Below are 19,265 nucleotides of genomic sequence, written 5' to 3'. Positions count from 1 at the left end.
GACTTGTAGTTTCATTACAGAAACGACTCTTATTTTGAATAAAGCCTTGTAAGACTCTGTTTTTGTAAAATGGAATTTATGTCATGCAATGCGTAAAAAAATGAAAATACTTGCATTTTTCAGAGAAAAACATTATCTTTGCAACAACTTTACCAATGCTCTTGCCTTGACAGCATGGCTGGAATCTTTATGGTAGGATGCCTTTTATGCACAGAGAGGTCGGAGAAGAAAGCCAAGAACAAACTAAAAACCTAAGAGAAAGTATGATTGATTTTGTTATCGGAAATGTCCCTCTTGACTGGGCTTTATGGATAGTAGTGGGTGTTGCTTTCCTTATTATCGAGTTGCTCACAGGCACGTTGTATGTCTTTTGCTTTGCCTGCGGAGCGCTGCTGAGTTTCCTCGTGTCCTTCTTTACGGACAGTTTCGTTGCGCAATTGTCGGCGTTTGCCTTTGCCACGGCGGTGAGCATATTCCTTATACGTCCGGTGATAAAGAAGTACCTCCACCCGAAAGAGAATGAGAAAGTGAGCAATGCCGATGCCATAATTGGCAAGGAAGGTCGTGTGAGTGAGCTGATTTCCGGCACAGGCTATGGCAGAGTGGCAATAGACGGCGACGACTGGAAAGCGCAGTCGCAGGACGGTATGACCATTCCTGTCGGCAGCAAGGTGAGGGTTGTCTCACGTGACAGCATAATCATAACCGTTGCTCCATTGTAAGAAACTTTAATTGTCCGTGACCATAACGGGCAGAATCATAACCAAAAACATTATAATAATATGGTAGGAATCTATGTTATCGTAGCCATCGTAATCCTGGTGGCTCTCTTTGCCAAGAACGCACTTGTCATAGTGCCGCAGTCGGAGACTCGCATTATCGAGCGTCTCGGCAAGTATTTCGCCACACTCTCTCCGGGTGTGAATGTCATCATTCCGTTCATCGACCGTGCAAAGCCTATAATAACCTTGCGCCGAGGACGCTATATTTACTCGTCTTCCATCGACCTTCGTGAGCAGGTGTATGACTTTGACCGACAGAATGTAATCACGAAGGATAACATACAGATGCAGATCAATGCACTTCTGTATTTCCAGATTGTTGACCCGTTCAAGGCTGTCTACGAGATTGACAACCTGCCAAACGCCATTGAGAAGCTGACGCAGACAACATTGCGAAACATCATCGGTGAACTGGAGCTTGACCAGACACTGACATCACGCGACACAATCAACACAAAGCTTCGTGCCGTCCTTGACGATGCGACAAACAAATGGGGCGTGAAGGTCAACCGTGTGGAGCTGCAGGACATCATGCCGCCGGAGTCTGTGCTTCAGGCAATGGAGAAGCAGATGCAGGCAGAGCGCAACAAGCGTGCCACTATCCTTAATTCCGAGGCTGACAAGCAGCAGGCAATTCTCCATGCCGAGGGTGACAAACTTGCGATAATCAACCGTGCCGAGGCTGACAAGCAGCAGGCTATCCTGCGTGCCGAAGGTGAGGCACAGGCACGCATCCGCAAGGCAGAGGCTGAGGCCATTGCCATACAGAAGATTACAGAGGCTGTCGGACAGAGCACCAATCCTGCAAACTATCTCCTTGCACAGAAGTACATACAGATGATGGAGGAGCTTGCTCAGGGTGACAAGACTAAGACTGTTTACTTGCCTTATGAGGCCACTAATGTCCTCGGCTCTATCGGTGGAATAAAGGAATTGTTCAAGGAAGGCAAGTAAAGCATGCTTGAAATCCTCACACCGCCATTTGTCGAACGGTGTTGAAGACAGAAGTATAATACAGAACAAATGTGCAGAACCGTAACCATTTCGGTTCTGCACATTTGTTTTTCTTCGTTGTTGGGCTTACTCTTCTTCGTGATTAAAACAACCTTTCTTCATTATTTGAAATACCTCTTTTTGTTGTTAAGAAAATCTAATTATTCTCCTGTAATCCCAATATAGTTTTGCAATCTGCCATTTTCTTCGTACCTTTGTATTCGCTTTTGCGCCTGTGGCGAAATTGGTAGACGCGCCAGACTTAGGATCTGGTGTTTTGCGACGTGTAGGTTCGAGTCCTATCAGGCGCACAAAGAAGAGTCCTTGCAGTACATTTGTACAGTAAGGACTCTTTCGTTTTATGTGATAATATGTTTGCTTTTTCGCCACGAAAAAGGAGGATTTTACAAAAAAGTTTTATAATTTTGCACCTGATAGTTTATAATTGAAAAACGAAACAGATATGCCACAGTATAAAGAACAGGAAGGGACAGGCTCGAAGACAAGGGTTAGGGACGAAGAACCGGACATGTATGATGTAGTGATGCTTAACGACGACTTCACGACAATGGACTTTGTCGTGGAAGTGTTGCGGACGGTCTTCTTCCATAACCGGCCTGCTGCGGAGCGGATAATGCTTGCCATACATAAGAAAGGGCAGAGCGTTGTCGGCACATACATTCTTGACATTGCAGAGTCAAAGCAGCACAAGGCAATGCAAATGGCGCAGGCGGAAGGGTTTCCGTTGCGCGTTAAGGTACAACCTCATAAAGGATAGAAGATGCTAATCATAGAAAACTCCACAGAACTACTTCAGGAAGCCCTGAGCGAAGCGGAAGCTTTTGCACAGGAATCACGCCACGAGTTCCTTACTCCGGAACATCTGCTGTGGGCTATTGCGCAGCAGGAACAGTTCCAAAAGGCATGCCCTGACAGTGAAGAATGCCAACGTGCACAGGACAGCCTGCAAGAATATCTGGAGAAATATTCGTCGGTTGTTCCTGACGACATGGACTGTCAGGTTGCTCCTTCACAGCACCTTGGCAAAGTGGTGAATGCCGCCTTCTTGGCTCTTGAAGGCGCTTACGGAAGGCTTCTTGATGTTACGCATATCGTTCAAGTGATGATGATTCAGGAGGATTCCTATTGCAGCAAGATTCTTGCCCGTATTCATGGCGGAAACAAAGGGCTTTTCATGTCGAACCTTGTGACGGAATACGAGTCAGAAGGTATCGAGGAAGAGCATGATGAGAGTGCGGAAACAGTAGAAAAGCAGAGTGAATGGGAGAAATATGCCACTTGCCTGAATGACAATGTTGACCGGTGCAATCCTTTGGTGGGGCGCAAGGAAGAGTTGGAGCGCACCATCCGGATTCTCAGCCGTAAGGACAAGAACAACCCTCTGCACGTAGGCGAACCGGGAGTAGGCAAGACGGCAATCGCCTATGGTCTTGCTGCGATGATAGAAAACGAAGAAGTGCCGGAATGCATAGCCGGCAGCAGGATCTACGCCCTTGACTTAGGCGCGCTCATTGCCGGCACAAGCTATCGTGGAGAGTTTGAGAAACGTTTGAAGAGTGTGCTTGACGGTGTTGCGGAGACAGGCAATGCAATACTGTACATTGACGAGATTCACAACATCATCGGTGCCGGTAGGATGGACCAAGGGTCGCTGGATGCCGGGAACATCATGAAGCCTTATCTTGCCGACGGCACTGTGCGTGTCATCGGTGCGACAACTTACGAGGAGTACAACAAGAACTTCATACGCGACAAGGCTTTCAGCCGAAGGTTTGAGATTGTGCCAATCCTTGAACCGTCCATTGACGATTGCATAGAAATCCTTAACGGTATAAAGGGCAGATACGAGGATTTCCACCATGTGGTGTTTACGGATGAGGCTGTAAAGTATGCCGTCACGGCGTCTGCAAAGTTCATCACAGGACGCTATCTTCCTGACAAGGCTGTCGACATTTTGGACGAAGCCGGCGCATGGAGAAAGCTGCATCCGACACAAGACTCTGTCCAAACCGTTGACAAAAAACTTGTTGCGGAGGTGCTGGCAAAGATATGCAAGGTGGACATACTTGCCGAAGACAAGGACGATTTGCAGCGTCTTGTCGATTTGGACAAGAGAATCAAGGCGCAGATATTCGGCCAGGACAAGGCGGTTCTGGAAGTCTCCGAGGCGGTGCAGATGGCAGGCACAGGACTGATTGACGACAACAAACCCATGGGAAGCCTGCTGTTTGTCGGTCCGACAGGTGTAGGAAAAACGGAGGTTGCCAAGGTTCTTGCAGCAGAATTGGGTGTGCCGCTTATCCGCTTTGACATGAGCGAGTATGCCGAAAAGCATACTGTCGCCAAACTAATCGGCTCACCTGCGGGATATGTCGGCTACGATGACGGCGGTCTGCTGACAGATGCCATACGCAAGACTCCCCACTGTGTCCTGCTCCTTGATGAGTTGGAGAAGGCGCATCAGGACATTTACAACATTCTCCTGCAGGTCATGGACTATGCCATGCTTACCGACAACAAAGGTCAGAAAGCGGATTTCCGACACGCCGTAATCATCATGACCACCAATGCCGGTGCGCAGTTTGCCAAGCAGTCCATAGGTTTTGCCAGCACATCTACCGCCGGCAGCGTGATGATGAAGAGCGTGAAGAGCACTTTCAAGCCGGAATTCCTCAACCGCCTGACCTCAATCACTGTCTTCAACGACATGGACAGAAATATGGCGCAGCGCATTCTTGAAAAGAAACTGCAGCAATTAGCCGACAAACTGAAGGCGAAAAACATCACTCTGAGCTTGTCCGAAGAGGCAAAACAACTGCTGCTTGAAAAAGGTTTTTCGGCAGAATATGGCGGCAGGGAGATAGACCGCGTCATCACTTCGATGCTGAAACCGTTGCTCATGCGCAGCATTCTGCGAGGAGAAACCATGAATGGCAATGCCGTGGAGGTCGTTGTCGAAGACTCTAACCTTAAAATAAAAGCGTAATTCCCGATATGGCGGATACAGAATACTATTATGTTGAGGTGCAGGGAAAGATAATCTTTCTGCTGGATGATGACGACAAATCGTTCCCTGATCCATTGTCCGTTCCTATGACGGACAGACTTTCGGATGGGCTGTTCGCCGTGGGCGGAGACCTCAGTCCTGAGCGTCTTGTCGAGGCTTATTCACAAGGAATATTCCCATGGGCGGCATTCCGTCTCAACGAACTGCATTGGTACTGCCCGATGGAGAGGTTTGTCATCTTTCCGGAAGAGATACATGTCTCGCATTCCATGCGCACATTGCTGAACAAAGGCAAGTACACTGTCACGATGGACACATGTTTCCGCGATGTCATCAATCACTGTTCTCGACTTAGGATAGAGGAGGAGGGTGCTTGGTTGGGACCTCAAATGGTCGAGGCATACACGCTACTGCATGACCGGGGCGTCACACACAGTGTGGAAGTGTGGGACATGGACGGCAAACTTGCAGGCGGACTGTATGGCGTTTACCTCAATGGCGGATTCTTTGGCGAGAGTATGTTCTCCCTTGTGCCGAGTGCGTCGAAGGTAGCACTGGTTCGTTTGGCGGAGCATCTTAAGGAACATGGCGGCAAACTGATAGACTGCCAGTTTGAGACTCCCCACCTGAAATCCATGGGCGGACGGCATATCTCCTACGAAGAGTATATGGATATCCTGTGGACATAGCATTTTGGAATAATGATAAAGAGGCTCTGCCGAAACAGGCATAGTCTCTTTTTTTCACAAATTCCTATTGAAAATTATAGGTATCTGGCAAAAAAATATCACCTCATGTCATGAAAAATTGACACAAGAAAACAGCAGAAGGTGTGGCGGAGCCACAGCCCTTAGGGTAACCACCGGCTTTAGCCGTGTGGATAGTGCGGATGTCTCTAACGCCGTGTGGCAGCGCCACACTCCTTTATGCTACCACTCTCATCTCAGATGCTCTACATATCAGGCAAAAAGGAGTGTGGTTCCACCACACAGCAAGATGGCGTCATTACTACCTCACGGCTAAAGCCGGAGGTTACCATGAGGATTGTGGCTCCGCCACACCTTAAGCGATATTTTGTATATTAATGTTTAAATATTGCATTGAATTTTACCGGACAGTAATAAAAAAACACTTCTTCGTGTAGTTTTTCGCCAAAAACGAATACTAACGATTGAAAGCTGAACAAAAAAACAACAGAAAAATGGAACAGAAAGAACAAGAGTTCATGCAGATGGTCAGGGCGAACAAGAGCACAATCTACACCGTCTGCTATATGTTCTCCAAAGACAGCGATGAGGTGGACGACCTCTTTCAGGAGATTCTCGTCAATCTCTGGCAAGGCTATCCGCGCTTCGAGGGGAGAAGCAACATCAAGACTTGGGTCTACCGTGTAAGCCTTAATGTCTGCATCACCCTCGACAAGAAGAAAAAGCGGAAGCGCGCCGTGGAGAGTGTGCTAAGCGGTGTGAGTCCTTTCGACGACACGGACAGCAATGCCCGACAGATGGAAATGCTGCGCAAGAGACTAGCCAAGCTCTGTCCGTTTGACCGCGCCATCATCCTCCTTTGGCTTGAGAACATGAGCTACGAAGAGATTGGCGATGTCGTGGGCATCACGGCCAAGAATGTGTCGGTAAGGCTTTTTCGCATAAAGGAGGAACTTAAACGGATGAATTCACAGGACAATGAATGTTGAACGATTAAAAGACAAATGATTATGAATACAAATACAACTGACGAACTGGAGATGATGCGCAAGGAACTTTCCGCATTCAAGGAACGGCTTGATAAGCAAGTGACCGTGGGCGACAAGATGCTGCGCAAGGCGATGCACTCGAAAATCATGTGGATACGCAACTGTAATGTCTATATCACCGTGGCAGGGCTCATCATGCTGCCACTTGTTGCAGCTGCCGTCTATTCATTCACGCACTCGCTGTTGCTCACAATGACCCTCTGCATCGGTGCGATAGCCGAGGCTGTCTACAATGCTATTAACACACGTGGGATGAAAGACCTTTCGACGGGTGCCCTCCTTGCCACAAGCCGCCGCATGCTCCGCTTCAAGCGCAATGAGAAACTTGCCATGGCGATAGAGGTGCCGGCACTGCTTGTTTGGCTGGCTTTGCTGACATTCTGCATGTTCCAGGACCATTCCGACAATGCGCTGATGCTCTCAAACATCTATGTGATGTTGGTAGGTTTCGCCCTCGGCTTAGTGTTTTTTGCATGGATGTTCCGCAAGGAAATGCGGCTCATCAACGAGACTGTCAAGGAGATAGAGGAGTTCACGGGACAATGATTCCGCACCCAATGTAAACACTTGTTTTTGCACGCTATGAATTATATGTGATTTGAGAATGGAGACGAAAGTACGACTTAGCATCAATACTCAAATAATCTACTAAAAGATACGGCTCCGATAGTTTTTTTTGAAACTATCAGAGCCATGTTCTTTTATACTTCACATTCGTTTATAATCTCTTTTTTTCAGAGTTTCCTGCTCCTGTACCCTTGTATTTGTGTTTAGAGGCATTGAGATTGTAGGAGAGTGTCATCTTGAACAGACGAGTGTCGAAAGTGTTCTCCTGCAGCAAATGCATCTGATTGCTGTATATAAGGTTGCCGGTCTTTTGCAAATGAAGAAGGTCTTTCCCCTCGAGTTTCAGCACAAGTCTGTTCTTTAGGAATTGCTTTGTGACTCCCATGTCCAGACAGAATACGTTTCGTGTGGAATATATATTCTGATAGTGCCCCTTGGATAGATAGCTTATATCCACATTGGCAATCATATCCCAAGGCAGTCTTATGATATTTGCCAATAGCACATTCAGCATAGGCTTGTTCATTTTGAAAGTGCCCATCATTGTCTTCAGGTCAAGCCACTGTTTTCGTATTCCGACAGTAAAACGTGGATTCCACAATCCAAAAGATGGAGCAGCGGCAATCATAGCATCAAAACTCTTGACACTATTTTGGTTTTTGTATTTTATAGTGGTAACAGATGTGTTTTCAGGCATCTGCTCTGCCCAATATATGATAGCGTCGCGATCGTCTTGCCAACCGGCCATAGCCTGAATGAACTTCCATTGAACCATGGCTGTGATTGCATGAATATGCTCACTGCCAAGATTTGGATTGCCGGACTGCATGGAAAAACGGTTGATATATATGATATTGTTGGATAATTGACGATAAGTTGGCCGTTTGGTCTTGACAGAATATCCTATATTGAGACTTGTCTTGCCTATGTTTGTGGTCAGGGAGAGAGTTGGAAACAGATTGTTGAAATGATGGCTTTGGGACGGCTGGTCGGTGGCATTCTCGTAATGTTTGAATGAAACATGCTCAAAACGTACACCGGCGTTCAGCCGTCCAAAAGATAATCTGTACTGATATTCAAGGAATGGGCTGACTTGGAATTCTTTGAGCCGGCCGGCTGAATTGGAAAGGATGTCCGTTTGGTCGATTGTGTAATCATCATGGCGGTTGTTGGCAACAACTTCAACACCACTCCTGAGTGTTCCTCCAAACAGCGGATTCCCTACAATCAGTTTAGCCGCAACCATGTTGTTGCGTACAGAACTCGTTGATGTGATTTCACGAGATTCATGTGATATGCTGGTCTCGTCATTGTGTTGAGTATTCTTGTTGTTATTGAAAAAGTAGTCAACATTCATGTTGACCGATGTCTTGCCCAGCATTCCATTGTAATAAGCGTTCAATTGATGCTTTGGCCGGTTGTCATATTTTGTCCAAGTGTGTGTGGCTAATTCATCGTAAGCCTGCCCGTTTGCTGTCATCTTGGTATATGTAAGCAAATCAGAGCAGTGGTGGCCATTGAAACTTGCTATGTACCTGACCCCGACAGAATGTTTCTTTGATATCATGTAATCAACTCCGGCTGTCAGGTCATGATTGTTGTTTACAACTTGATTGTCCAATTCGTTCGTCTGTTCCCATAATGGGTCTGCATACACGGTCTGCTGTAAACATCCTTTCTGGAGCACTTTGTCGTGGCTCCATTTGTACAGGCCAAAGGCGTAAAGCCCCTTCTTGTTGTAAGAAAACTCAATCTGAGTGGAATAGTCAGAGTTCTCCGATTGGGCATAAGTGCCGACAAAGCCAATCCCTAACCCTTCGCCCTTAGGCTTCAGAAGGCGAATCTTAACTACAGCTCTTGTGTCAGAAGGGTATTCCGGACCGGGGTTGTGAATGACTTCAACATCCTTTACTTGGTTGGAGTTGATACGCTTCAATTCTTCAGAATTCCTTATCTGACGGTCATTGATGTATATCAAAGGGGTGCCCTTGCCGAAAACATTAATGCCTTCGTTGGTGATTACCATCCCCGGAACATATTTGAGAATGTCCATTATAGAGCCTGCCAAGTTAAGAGATGTTCCGGCAAAATTGGCGACAAGACCTTCCTTGCCCATCAAATATGTAGGGCGACGCCCTTTAGCCGTAATCGTGCCAAGCGTCTTGATGTCTTGCTGAAGGACAATCTCGCCCCCAAGTGGAACAGAAGAAACAGTTTTTGGGACAAAACCAATGACACTGACACGGATAAGACTTTTCTCTGCCGGAGCTGTAATGCGGAACTCGCCATGCTGACCTGAAACAGTACCAGAGATGAATGTGCTGTCACTGTCACTAATGAGGATGACATTGGCGAATTTAATGGCCTGATGATTCTCGTCCACTATGCGCCCCGTGATTTCCTGAGCGGACATTGCTGGCACGATGCAGAGTAATAAAATTGTCAAGACTTTTAATACTTTCATGTTTTTACTTTCTTTTTATAATTGCTTTGTTGTTAATTTCGTAAACTTTATCCATCTGCCGGATAATGGACATTCGGTGGGAAAGCACAATAAGCGTAGTGTCTCTTGATATTTCAGACAAGAACTCATTGATGCATTGTTCCGTCTCCTGATCCAAAGCACTCGTTGCTTCGTCAAGTATGATGATTTTTGGATTTCTGACAAGGGCTCTGGCAATCGTGATGCGTTGCCGTTGCCCTCCAGATAGATTTATTCCATTTTCGCCTATTATTGTATCGTATCCGTCTGGGAGGCTTTTGATAAAATCATGGGCACACGCATAGTGAGCGGCTGCAATGATTTCTTCGTCCAATACATCTGTATTAGGGTACATGATATTTTCCTTGATACTGCCAGAGAATAATTCGATATTCTGAGACACCACACCGAACATGCTACGGTAATCTTGCAGGTTGAATGTGGCAACATCAATGCCGTTAAGCAGAATATTTCCCGATGTAGGTTGGTAATACCTGAGAAGCAGCTGCACCAAAGTCGATTTGCCACCTCCGCTTTCACCTATGATGCCAATTCGGTCACCTGCATGTATGGCTAAACTAATGTCGGAAAGCACTGGTTCTGTCCTTGATTTATAGGTGAAGAATACATTATTTAACAATATCTCATGGAAATCGTTAGACACCGGATTCCCGGTATACTTTTCTTCTTTGGTAGTAAGCAGTTCGCGGAATGTCTTTATTACACCAAGCGTATTCATGACAGATGCGAAAATGGACGATATGCTGGAAATTGCGTTGACAATGAATATCGTGCACATAATAAACTCGAACAGTCTGCCAGTAGTCATTTCTGACTGTTGAATCAGATATATGGCATAAAGCATTATCAGGAATAATCCTGTAAGTAAAAGGCAAGATATTACAAATTGTAATAAGATTCCTGTAAACGAAGCAGAAAGAGACTTTTTCCTGATTTCGGACATAACCTTATTGTACCTATTCTCCTCATGCTCTTCACCGCAGCAACTTTTAATGAGCCTGATAAGTATAAAATCTTCAGCGCGTATCTGATTTGCTGCCGCATAGCAGTTATAAGTCTCTTTGGATGTTTTTTTGATTTTCCCACCTAAGATTATGGATGTCCTTAAAATTAATGGAAATGTGAGTATAAGTAATAATGTAAGCCTGAAACTGATAACAAACAAATTGCACAGACAAAAGACAATAATTAACGGATGAAACAATAACTGGGCTATTTGTTCAGAGCATAGTCGTTTAAGTGACTGGACATCATTGCTTAATCGACTGGACAGACCTCCTGCCTGTGTTTGCTCGAAAAAAGATAAAGGAAATCTTAGAATCCTTGAAAACAGCATCTGACTAATTTCAACTGTGGTTGTTTCAGCAAACATCAAGAAGCAATAATTCTTAATCAAATTAAATAATGTATTCAGCAAGAACACTGTAAATAACATACAGAAGGACAATTGAATACTAATTTCTGTATTTCTGCCAGAAAGTACATCAATGAGTGCTCCAATTAAATATGAGAGAGAAACCTGAGACAATCCTGCACAAAGCACCATGAGCACTCCTATGAAGAAATATTTCTTGTTTATTAGAATTTGCCCTCTGAAATTCCGGTACAGAAAGGTAAAATCCTGTAGTATGGCTTTTGTGTTATGCATAATTGGATATTCTGTCAATTCTTTGTGATACATTTGGATGCTTTGAGAAAAAGTTTCCAGAGAAAGACTTGTTTGTTTTATTAAGTGCACTAACCAAAAACTTTCTTTCGAGATGGGTCGTGACAAACTTATCGGCATCATACTCTTGATTGCGTTGGAGCCAGCACAGTAGCAAACGTAATCCCCACATAAATAGTTCTATACTGATGAAGCAAAATATAAGCGCTTGTAGAGTGGATAGAGATAGTTTAATGCATAGACATGAACATAAGCTGATAAACACTATAAACGCAGCATTTCTGAGACCATAATAAAATCGGATCTTTTTATGATGACTCTTCTTAATATGCCCAATCTCATGAAAAATCAGTGCTGCCATCTCGTATGTATTCAGTTTTTGCAGCACTGCAGATGTAAGGATAATGTAGTTACAATGGTTTCTTTGGATTAAATGTGAATTTATTTCATTGCTATTGTAATACATAATCTTCATGGCAATGTTTGCTGTTGACAGATACTTCCTGATAGATTCAGGCAAATCGTCTTCTTCCATATTTTCAAAATATTGCTCCGGGATATGTCTGTTTTGCAGCTTTTTATCTATAATGATGTTCAAAATAAATATTAAACATGCAATTATCGTACTTGCAGTGAAAACCATTCCTTTCAAGCTGTCGTGTCTTGATAAAATAAGTAAAGCCCCAATAAGAATAGCCTCCATAAATATTTTTTTGATATACCCTATACGCATCTTACAACTCATTTTATTCTGGATTTCCGTATCTATTGTACTTCAGAATTGTTGCTATACAATCGAAACTAATACATAGTATTGCACGTAGCTCATTTGTTTCAAAATGCTTTTTCAGATAGAATCCAAAATAGCCTTCAGGATTCTGCTGCATGCGTAGAAAGGAATATGCTGATACAATTGACTCATTGTTGACTGCCCCAATCCGTATAATCAACCTGAATAGTGCATTACCTGTAAATAAATCATATTTGCGGTATGCTTCCAACAAGCAACCTGTAAGCAAGTTTGTATGGTCGCTCAGACTGCTGAATAGTGAATGATATTTATCTTTGATATTAGAAATCTTTTCTTTATCCAATTCGTATTGCATTACATCATAATCTCGTGCAATATTTTTGTTGATGTTCAATGAAGTTGAATGTTGGCGGAATGTCCTAAACAGCCTAAGATGAAAAGAAGTAAGACTATCTTGGTTATCTCCTTCTTCAATACCAGCCAGTTGCAGAATCACACGTGAATCAAACCAACTGGAGTTTTCAACATTGATACCATTCTGCAACAACAAACAATAAGTGTTGAAAATGATGATGGCACACATTCCATCTACCTCAGTACTATTAAGGTAATCGGAAATCCATTTTTGGTATTTAGAAAACTTTTCATTCATTATGTTTGCCCCTTTCTATACAGATAGAAGCCATGATGGCTACCAGCGTTGTATGATAATTGTTCCTAACAATATTCTTTTTGCGAAGTTTCAAATCATTCACATTCTCATCAAGTTTTTTATTGTTCTTTCTGGTAGGTCCCACGATACAGCCTTCTTTTGTCTGTTGCTGCATTAAAATGCCATAGATTTCCTCTCGATAGCTTTTGAGTGCATTAAGATTACACATATTGATAATGTATTCACCAAGCAAATCAAAATCTCTAACAATCAGTTTTTTTGATGATAAAATTGGAAGATTCCGTATTGCCTTTTCCCTGAGTTCTTGGGCAAGGTTGTACTTTCCGAAATCTGTGGCATAGAAAATTGAATGCGTTAAGGCATATTCTTCTCCTGTCCCCCAGTTTAAGACATCATAGTTTGATGCTAAGATAGTATTGAATACATCCCGATTTATTTTCTGCCGGATGTTTGTACCTGTGTACCTTTTTGTCAAACTTATAGTATGTTCTGTATCAAGAAGTCTGTATGGAAGCAGCTCAGGAGTTATATTGTATGCTTTCTTGTATGAGACCTTTATTAAATACTCAAGGACAGGATGACTATTGTAATTAAGATAATATATAACAGATGCTGCTGATACTCTAAAACATCTGAGATCCAGCAAAAGATGTTCATAGTAAGTTGGATTTTCTATGATCATTTTGGAAAATGCAGATAATTCATCTAGAAGAGTAATGGAGTCTGCTTTAAGAATATTTTTGTGTCGGTGTCCTAACAGTAAAGCCAACTGGAGCTCTGCAAACATCTTTTTTATATGTAAATCCGTATCATCTGATAAAGGGTTAAAAAAATCCTTATTGTCATATATCCATTTTAAGGCTTTGTTCAGCATCAGAATTCAATTTTTCTTAGTAAAAGAACCTACAGTGATGCTATCGCTGTAGATTCTTAAATCAATTAGTAATTGTCTTATGGGGCAACCTCAAGGGTAGAATTATTGTACATAATTGTATCATTTCTACATGAAGAGCCATAGAACGCATTGCCGGAGTTAATCATAAACGAGTACGTAACCGTCGCCGAAGAGGCAGCCCCAATTACTTTGGAGCTCATCTCCTGGCGCATTGTCTTCTACAAAATTTTGTGCACTTGCAAGCAATTTCTTCTCGTCGATAGCACTTGCCTTGGTCATTTTGATTCTTGTCATTTTTCTCAAGTTTTAAAAGTTTAATATAGTTGTTACAAGAGATTCTGTTGTATGCAGAGCCTCCCTCTATCCGGATAGTCTTCGTCTTTGGGGTGGTTATCACAAAGCTATGATGCCTTTGAAATCGGGTTGCAAAATTAATGTGTTTTTCTTTACAAAACAAAAAACTGGTGTAGTACATTTGGGTGATTTTGCGTTGTGAATATAATTTTGTCACCCGATAGTACTACATTTTGGCATTATTTTTATACCTTTGCACGCAGAAATCACAATAAGTAGCTATGATGAAAAAAGAAGACCTCATGTATGTCAGCAATGTCACAGAGAAAGTATCTGATGCAGAATACGAGAATATGCATTTATTATATGACACATTAGACGCAGCCGCCAGAGTGTCAAATTCTACTATGTTTGTAATAGATTTTTCGCAAAACAAATTGGTCTACCGCACCGAAAAGCTTTTGTTTGCGGACGATGCCTGTATAAAAGATGTGCAGCGAGAAAATGCCAATCCGTATTGGTCGCTCATGACTACGGAAGATATGAATGTCATGTTGGAAACAAGAAAGGCATACCTCAACTTGATAGACGGCTTCACCGTAGAACAGAGGTTGAGACATTTTTTTATCATGGACTACAGTATAGTATTGAACAACAGAAGATTCGTCATCACCCAAAAGTTTACTCCCCTAAAATTACGCCCTGACGGGAAACTCTGGTTAGGTCTGTTCTTTATCACGACATCGCCTAATACAGCTTGTGCGAATATTTTTGTCTTTGGTGAATGCTTCCGCTATATTTATGATTCCACAGAAAAGAGGTTCATATTATATAATGGAGGTAATATATTAACTTCCATAGAGAAGTCTATTCTATTAAGGGCTTCCAAAGGGCTTACGACCCAACAAATAGCAGATGAGCTTTGCCTATCTATAAACACAATAAAAACTCATAAGTTTCGTCTTTTCGGCAAGCTGCATGTCTGTTCTATGAATGAAGCTTTGAGGGTTGCCGTTAATTATGGACTATATTAACGTGACTCCGACTAATCACTGCTCATGTAAACACTTGTTTTTGCGCACGGAAAGGACTACGGACGGCACATGCCATGAGTGGTGAAACGAAAGGTAACACTTCGTGCTGTGAGAGGTAACGCTTTATAGTGCAAAAGGTAACGCTTTGCACTGTAAAGCGTTACCTTTTGTTTTGCTCGTCGTATCTTGCTGAATAATAGCTTGATAGCTTCCGTAAAGATGCAAAAAACGTTAAGAAAGGGCAGAATGAAGAAAATACAGAACAGAAGGCGCGTTTTTTCACGGATTAATGTATACCTTTGTAGTGAAACTATTATGAAAAAACGAAAAAAATGACTAAAGGACTGAACTTTATTGCGATAGATTTTGAGACGGCGACAGGCAAGCGCGCTTCGGTGTGTGAGGTGGGCATCTGTGTTGTCCGTGACGGTGAGGTTGCGGAAACTCGCTCTTGGCTGGTGCAACCGGAGGACAACCAATACAGTTACTGGAACATTAAGTGCCACGGCATTCGTCCTGAAGACACTGCCGACAGTCCTTCTTTCCCTGAGGTTTGGGAAGAGATTGAGCGTCTGTACCTTGACGAGTTTGACACGTTTGTGGCGCACAATGTCCCATTTGACCGCAGCTGTCTGGAGCATTCCGCCAACCTCCACCACCTGCATCTGCCGGACTTGAAATGGCATTGCTCATTGAAAACCGCTCGTCAGGTGTATGATTTCGGTTGCAACACGTTAGGGTATCTTTGCGAACAGCTCGGCATTCCCGAAGGCACTCACCACCGTGCCGGTGACGATGCGGAGATGTGCGCCCGCCTGTTTTTGAGGGAAATGGAGGATATGCTATAGTGTAAAACCGGAATTGTAAAGCCTGCTTGCATTGCTGCAAGCAGGAAAAAGATTATTGATTGCGTTCATCAAAAAGTTTCATCCTCCTCAAATCCTTGTCTCTTCCGAAGAGGAGCAGGATTCTTTTTTGCTCTTCGAGGGTCGGTATCTTTACAGTCAGATTTCCAATGTGCATTTCATGGAAATGATTGATGTGGACATCATGCCATATATTGTTCTTCATGACTTGAAGACCTCCCATTACTTCTATGTCCATCAAAGGCAGATTGAATCTGGCAAAATTAGAGCGAAACAGGTCATTTTCCTTTGTCGAAGGATTAATTTCCATGTATTTCTGCATATGTTCCTGAAACTCATCAGCTCCTTGGGTTGTCGTTAAGATGTCGATATCGGAAGTTTTTGCGATGTTGATTCCAGATAAAACCATTGCAGAAGAACCTATTATGTACCATTCAGGTTTTACCTTTTGCAATTTGTCCTCAACTTCAAGCAAGGTATGGATTATCTTTTCTTCTATTTCCATTGCGGGATACGGATAAATTGTTTTTATACCAAAGTTCTGTGCCATGAAGCTTGTCCTTTTTTGCTATATGGAACTAAACTTGCAGTGTGGACATTACTGCCGGCATTTCTGGGAATTCCGTTCTTGTCCTTTTCGGCATTTTCGCCACAACCTCCGCATAACTGTGGCGTATCATGTCGATGATGAGGCTGTCGGGAAGTGTGCCGAAGATGTTAATCTGATTCCAGTATTTCTTGTTCATGTGCCATGCTGCCTGTATCTCGTGGTGGTTCTCACGCAGTTGGAGTGCCAAGTCTGGGTGGCATTTCAGTACGAACCATTCCGGATTGCTGAGACTTATCATTGCGAAAATCTTGTCCATGACGCGGAAGGCAAGCGCATCCTCGTCGAATGGAAAGTCTTCGGAAGTCTGTGGGAGTGACAGGCAGTAATGCCTTATTTGTTCGATGTCCATGGTTATGGAGGAGTTATAGGATTGTGTACTGTAAGCCTACTGCAAGGCATATTATGTCCTTGAGTGGTATTGTCTTGCTCAGGAATTTCTGTCGGACATAGAGGTCGCATGTGGACACTTCGTAGTAGAGTGAAATCTTGTTTGCAAGAAACCGTTTGTTTGCCGGTATGAGGTATGTAATTTTCTGTCCTATGCCGAGGTGGAAACGTATTCTGCTCGAGAAGCCGTAGTAGCCTTTCGGGTAGCGGTCAGGCTCTTTTGTCCAAAATTCATCACTGAGAATTGAGTTGATGAAGAATGTACCGTAAAGTGGTTCGACAGTCAATTTCTTTCCCACCGGCAGACTCCACGGGGTGTACACCTGCTTGACAGTGAATGACCAGTAGGATGACGGTGTGTGGTTCTTCGGGAGATAGCCGAGGAATACATGCGTTCCCCATTGTCCGCGTTTTCCGTAACACCAGCCAATGCCGGCAGAAACCATTCCGATGTCTCCGGCATATTGCAGGGAGAATCGGTTCGGAATCAATGCTGCCCACCGTGCTTTGTACCAGTTTGTGCGCTTCTCGTAGTTTTGGAACTTACGTTGGTCTTCTGTTATGCTGTCGTTGCAAGTAACCAGTGTTAAGGAGTCTGTTGCCACGCTTATTGTATCTGTCTGTGCCGATGCTGTTCCGGTGGATGTGAAAAGCAGTATTGCGGGCAGCAGTTTAGAAAGTAATCTTTTCAAAGTCATATCCGTCTTTCCTTATTTTAAATACATAATAGGCACGCTCCTTGATGTTTGTGCAGCCGTAATAGATTATGCCGTTGTCAAAGATGTCGCTGACATCGTCGCAGTGGTTATGTCCGTTCACACAGAAAAGGTTTGGGTACTGTGACACATAAAGGTTGAATACTTTCCCCACATTGTTGTTGAATTGCTCGTCACCTGGTCGTGAGTGCATCACGGCAATTGTGCGTTTGATGGAATCCTTCTCGGCATTCAGCTTGTTGACAGTCTCAATGTCTTCTTCGATGAAGTTGAAGTCCGGCACAGGATGGGAGTAGTCGTATTCTAAGGCAACAGTGTTGAGGCATACGAAATGGATGTATCCTGCATTGAACGTGAAGTTCGGAGTACCGTAGAGGTACTCGAAAGTGTGCTCGCCATTGCCGAGACAGTCGTGATTGCCTATCACTGAGACATAAGGAAGTCTGGAGGTTTCAAGCAAGTCTCTGCACCACATGAACTCTTTTGGTAGTCCGAAGTCTGTCTGGTCGCCACCATGTACGATGAAATCGATGTCGCCGCGTTCCCGTATCAACTGTATGGCGTCCTGCATGTTTGTGTTGCTGCCCTGCGTATCGGTGATGAATGCGAAGGTTATCTCTTCCTTGTCCTTGCACAGACGTTCAATCTGTTCTATGCTGGCAGCGTGTATGTTTGTCCTTCCCTCAAACTCTGTGCTGTATGGGTGGTATTCAAACATGTCACATCCTGATAGGGTGATGGCTGATAAGGAAGCTGCTAAAAGTTGTTTTATGGTCTTTATATTCATCATGATAGTGTGTCGCCGGCTATGACAATATGCCGGTAAATCAGTGCAAAGGTATTTCTTTTGTTTCAATAGGAAAACTTTTTTAGTGTTTATTTGCAAAAAGACTCCTCAATGTGAAATCTACTTGTATTATGTCTGTCAATTCCACTAAATTTTCATATACGAAACCTCCAACATGTAATTCTTTACGTTGGTTATCAATATATGTTTCTCTGTAAGAGGCTGCACATGGTGTAACCTCCATTAAGAACCTGTGCCCATGTAGCATTACGGAATAAAATCCATAATTATTAATGTCTTCTATTTGAGAAGGTGGAAAATTGAATGTTGGATGTGACATATCGCACTGTGTGAGATAAATTCCACGGTTAACAAAATAATAAACAGGCATGTTTCCTATGTTGTATCGGACAAAGTTTCTTAGATTATCAAACTTAGGGTCCAATGCATTATTATTAATGTGATAAGATTGGAGAAATAGCTCACCCAGACCACGGGCAAATTGTCTTGCATAATTCTGACGCCATAAGGTGTTAAACCTAAAAGCAGGTTTAATTTTGATAGTTTTTTGTGTGTGGTAATAGTTGAAGAATATTGATTTGATTCTTTTGCCGATATACTCTTTGCTGTTTGATTCTAGTAGAAGGCGGGATAAATTGAAAATCTCTTTCACACAAACTTCGATAGAACATGGTATTGGGTATTTCGATAGTTTGTCAGGATTGCCAAAATACTTATTACATTTATCGCATATATCTACGCCAATTATATCCCCTCCCATACTCTTTGGAAGCACATGGGGCTTAGTATAGAAGGAAACAGCTGGATATGATTTTCCACAGAAGATGCAAGTTCCGGTTTTTATATATGCTTTTTTCATCTTCCTTTATGTTTTGATTATATAATAAACAGTTAAAAATAGTTGTATTATTGCAAATGATGTGTTATTTTTGTACT

At 43.2% G+C, this 19,265-nt stretch carries 20 protein-coding genes and 1 tRNA gene; 10 read left to right on the top strand and 11 right to left on the bottom strand.

Annotation, left to right across the window (positions count from 1 at the left end):
• Window positions 1–263: 263 nt before the first annotated feature.
• From HPS57_RS10575 to HPS57_RS10540, 8 genes are all read left to right on the top strand, one after another.
• Complete coding sequence (locus HPS57_RS10575; protein ID WP_172182904.1) at window positions 264–722, top strand: NfeD family protein; 459 nt, start codon at window positions 264–266, stop codon at window positions 720–722.
• A 60-nt stretch (window positions 723–782) separates the two neighbouring features.
• Window positions 783–1,736, top strand: a complete 954-nt coding sequence (locus HPS57_RS10570) for an SPFH domain-containing protein (protein ID WP_172182902.1) — start codon at window positions 783–785, stop codon at window positions 1,734–1,736.
• 268 nt (window positions 1,737–2,004) lie between these two features.
• Window positions 2,005–2,086, top strand: a tRNA-Leu gene (locus HPS57_RS10565).
• Between the two features lie 152 nt (window positions 2,087–2,238).
• Window positions 2,239–2,553 (top strand): ATP-dependent Clp protease adaptor ClpS, encoded by a 315-nt coding sequence (locus HPS57_RS10560; protein ID WP_172182900.1) that lies wholly within the window; start codon window positions 2,239–2,241, stop codon window positions 2,551–2,553.
• A gap of 3 nt (window positions 2,554–2,556) precedes the next feature.
• On the top strand, window positions 2,557–4,782 hold the full coding sequence (locus tag HPS57_RS10555) for an AAA family ATPase (protein ID WP_172182898.1): 2,226 nt from the start codon (window positions 2,557–2,559) through the stop codon (window positions 4,780–4,782).
• Window positions 4,783–4,832: 50 nt separating this feature from the next.
• The gene (gene aat / locus HPS57_RS10550; RefSeq protein WP_172182988.1) at window positions 4,833–5,492 is read left to right on the top strand and encodes a leucyl/phenylalanyl-tRNA--protein transferase; all 660 of its coding nucleotides are present in this window, start codon (window positions 4,833–4,835) and stop codon (window positions 5,490–5,492) included.
• Between the two features lie 512 nt (window positions 5,493–6,004).
• Window positions 6,005–6,499: an RNA polymerase sigma factor gene (locus tag HPS57_RS10545; RefSeq protein WP_172182896.1), complete on the top strand. Its 495-nt coding sequence runs from the start codon at window positions 6,005–6,007 to the stop codon at window positions 6,497–6,499.
• A gap of 21 nt (window positions 6,500–6,520) precedes the next feature.
• Window positions 6,521–7,105 (top strand): hypothetical protein, encoded by a 585-nt coding sequence (locus tag HPS57_RS10540; RefSeq protein WP_172182894.1) that lies wholly within the window; start codon window positions 6,521–6,523, stop codon window positions 7,103–7,105.
• A gap of 172 nt (window positions 7,106–7,277) precedes the next feature.
• Here HPS57_RS10540 and HPS57_RS10535 read toward each other — a convergent pair whose 3' ends face one another.
• The 6 genes from HPS57_RS10535 to HPS57_RS10510 form a co-directional block, all read right to left on the bottom strand.
• Window positions 7,278–9,590 (bottom strand): TonB-dependent receptor, encoded by a 2,313-nt coding sequence (locus tag HPS57_RS10535; RefSeq protein WP_172182892.1) that lies wholly within the window; start codon window positions 9,588–9,590, stop codon window positions 7,278–7,280.
• A 4-nt stretch (window positions 9,591–9,594) separates the two neighbouring features.
• Complete coding sequence (locus HPS57_RS10530; protein ID WP_172182890.1) at window positions 9,595–11,310, bottom strand: ABC transporter ATP-binding protein; 1,716 nt, start codon at window positions 11,308–11,310, stop codon at window positions 9,595–9,597.
• Window positions 11,270–11,998 carry a M48 family metalloprotease gene (locus HPS57_RS10525; protein ID WP_172182888.1) on the bottom strand — a complete coding sequence of 243 codons (729 nt, stop codon included), beginning with the start codon at window positions 11,996–11,998 and terminating at the stop codon, window positions 11,270–11,272. Before HPS57_RS10525 ends, HPS57_RS10530 begins: the two co-directional genes overlap by 41 nt.
• A 43-nt stretch (window positions 11,999–12,041) precedes the next feature.
• A complete protein-coding gene (locus HPS57_RS10520; protein ID WP_172182886.1) occupies window positions 12,042–12,698 on the bottom strand; it encodes a hypothetical protein in 657 nt (218 codons plus the stop codon).
• Window positions 12,691–13,593 (bottom strand): DUF6895 family protein, encoded by a 903-nt coding sequence (locus HPS57_RS10515; RefSeq protein WP_172182884.1) that lies wholly within the window; start codon window positions 13,591–13,593, stop codon window positions 12,691–12,693. The genes HPS57_RS10520 and HPS57_RS10515 overlap by 8 nt, the downstream gene beginning before the upstream one ends.
• 159 nt (window positions 13,594–13,752) lie before the next feature.
• The gene (locus HPS57_RS10510) at window positions 13,753–13,908 is read right to left on the bottom strand and encodes a hypothetical protein (protein WP_172182882.1); all 156 of its coding nucleotides are present in this window, start codon (window positions 13,906–13,908) and stop codon (window positions 13,753–13,755) included.
• A gap of 281 nt (window positions 13,909–14,189) precedes the next feature.
• Here HPS57_RS10510 and HPS57_RS10505 point away from each other — a divergent pair, with 281 nt between their 5' ends.
• Together HPS57_RS10505 and HPS57_RS10500 are read left to right on the top strand one after the other, a co-directional pair.
• Window positions 14,190–14,942 carry a response regulator transcription factor gene (locus HPS57_RS10505; RefSeq protein ID WP_172182880.1) on the top strand — a complete coding sequence of 251 codons (753 nt, stop codon included), beginning with the start codon at window positions 14,190–14,192 and terminating at the stop codon, window positions 14,940–14,942.
• Window positions 14,943–15,274: 332 nt separating this feature from the next.
• A complete protein-coding gene (locus HPS57_RS10500; protein WP_172182878.1) occupies window positions 15,275–15,790 on the top strand; it encodes a 3'-5' exonuclease in 516 nt (171 codons plus the stop codon).
• Between the two features lie 52 nt (window positions 15,791–15,842).
• Here HPS57_RS10500 and HPS57_RS10495 read toward each other — a convergent pair whose 3' ends face one another.
• The 5 genes from HPS57_RS10495 to HPS57_RS10475 all read right to left on the bottom strand — a co-directional run bounded on the left by HPS57_RS10495 (window position 15,843) and on the right by HPS57_RS10475 (window position 19,188).
• Entirely contained in the window at window positions 15,843–16,358 is a 516-nt protein-coding gene (locus HPS57_RS10495) for a nucleotidyltransferase domain-containing protein (RefSeq protein ID WP_253946529.1), read from the bottom strand.
• Window positions 16,359–16,386: 28 nt separating this feature from the next.
• The gene (locus HPS57_RS10490) at window positions 16,387–16,767 is read right to left on the bottom strand and encodes an MmcQ/YjbR family DNA-binding protein (RefSeq protein ID WP_172182876.1); all 381 of its coding nucleotides are present in this window, start codon (window positions 16,765–16,767) and stop codon (window positions 16,387–16,389) included.
• 13 nt (window positions 16,768–16,780) lie between these two features.
• Window positions 16,781–17,497, bottom strand: coding sequence for a hypothetical protein (locus tag HPS57_RS10485; RefSeq protein ID WP_172182874.1), 717 nt, complete (start codon window positions 17,495–17,497; stop codon window positions 16,781–16,783).
• A complete protein-coding gene (locus tag HPS57_RS10480; protein WP_253946528.1) occupies window positions 17,478–18,311 on the bottom strand; it encodes a metallophosphoesterase family protein in 834 nt (277 codons plus the stop codon). The genes HPS57_RS10485 and HPS57_RS10480 overlap by 20 nt, the downstream gene beginning before the upstream one ends.
• Before the next feature lie 79 nt (window positions 18,312–18,390).
• Window positions 18,391–19,188: an HNH endonuclease gene (locus HPS57_RS10475; protein ID WP_172182872.1), complete on the bottom strand. Its 798-nt coding sequence runs from the start codon at window positions 19,186–19,188 to the stop codon at window positions 18,391–18,393.
• Window positions 19,189–19,265: the final 77 nt, after the last annotated feature.

Source organism: Palleniella intestinalis (assembly GCF_013166595.1).
Lineage (GTDB): Bacteria > Bacteroidota > Bacteroidia > Bacteroidales > Bacteroidaceae > Prevotella > Prevotella intestinalis.
The sequence above is the reverse complement of the archived record's forward strand: the minus strand, read 5'-3'. Positions and strand labels throughout refer to the sequence as shown.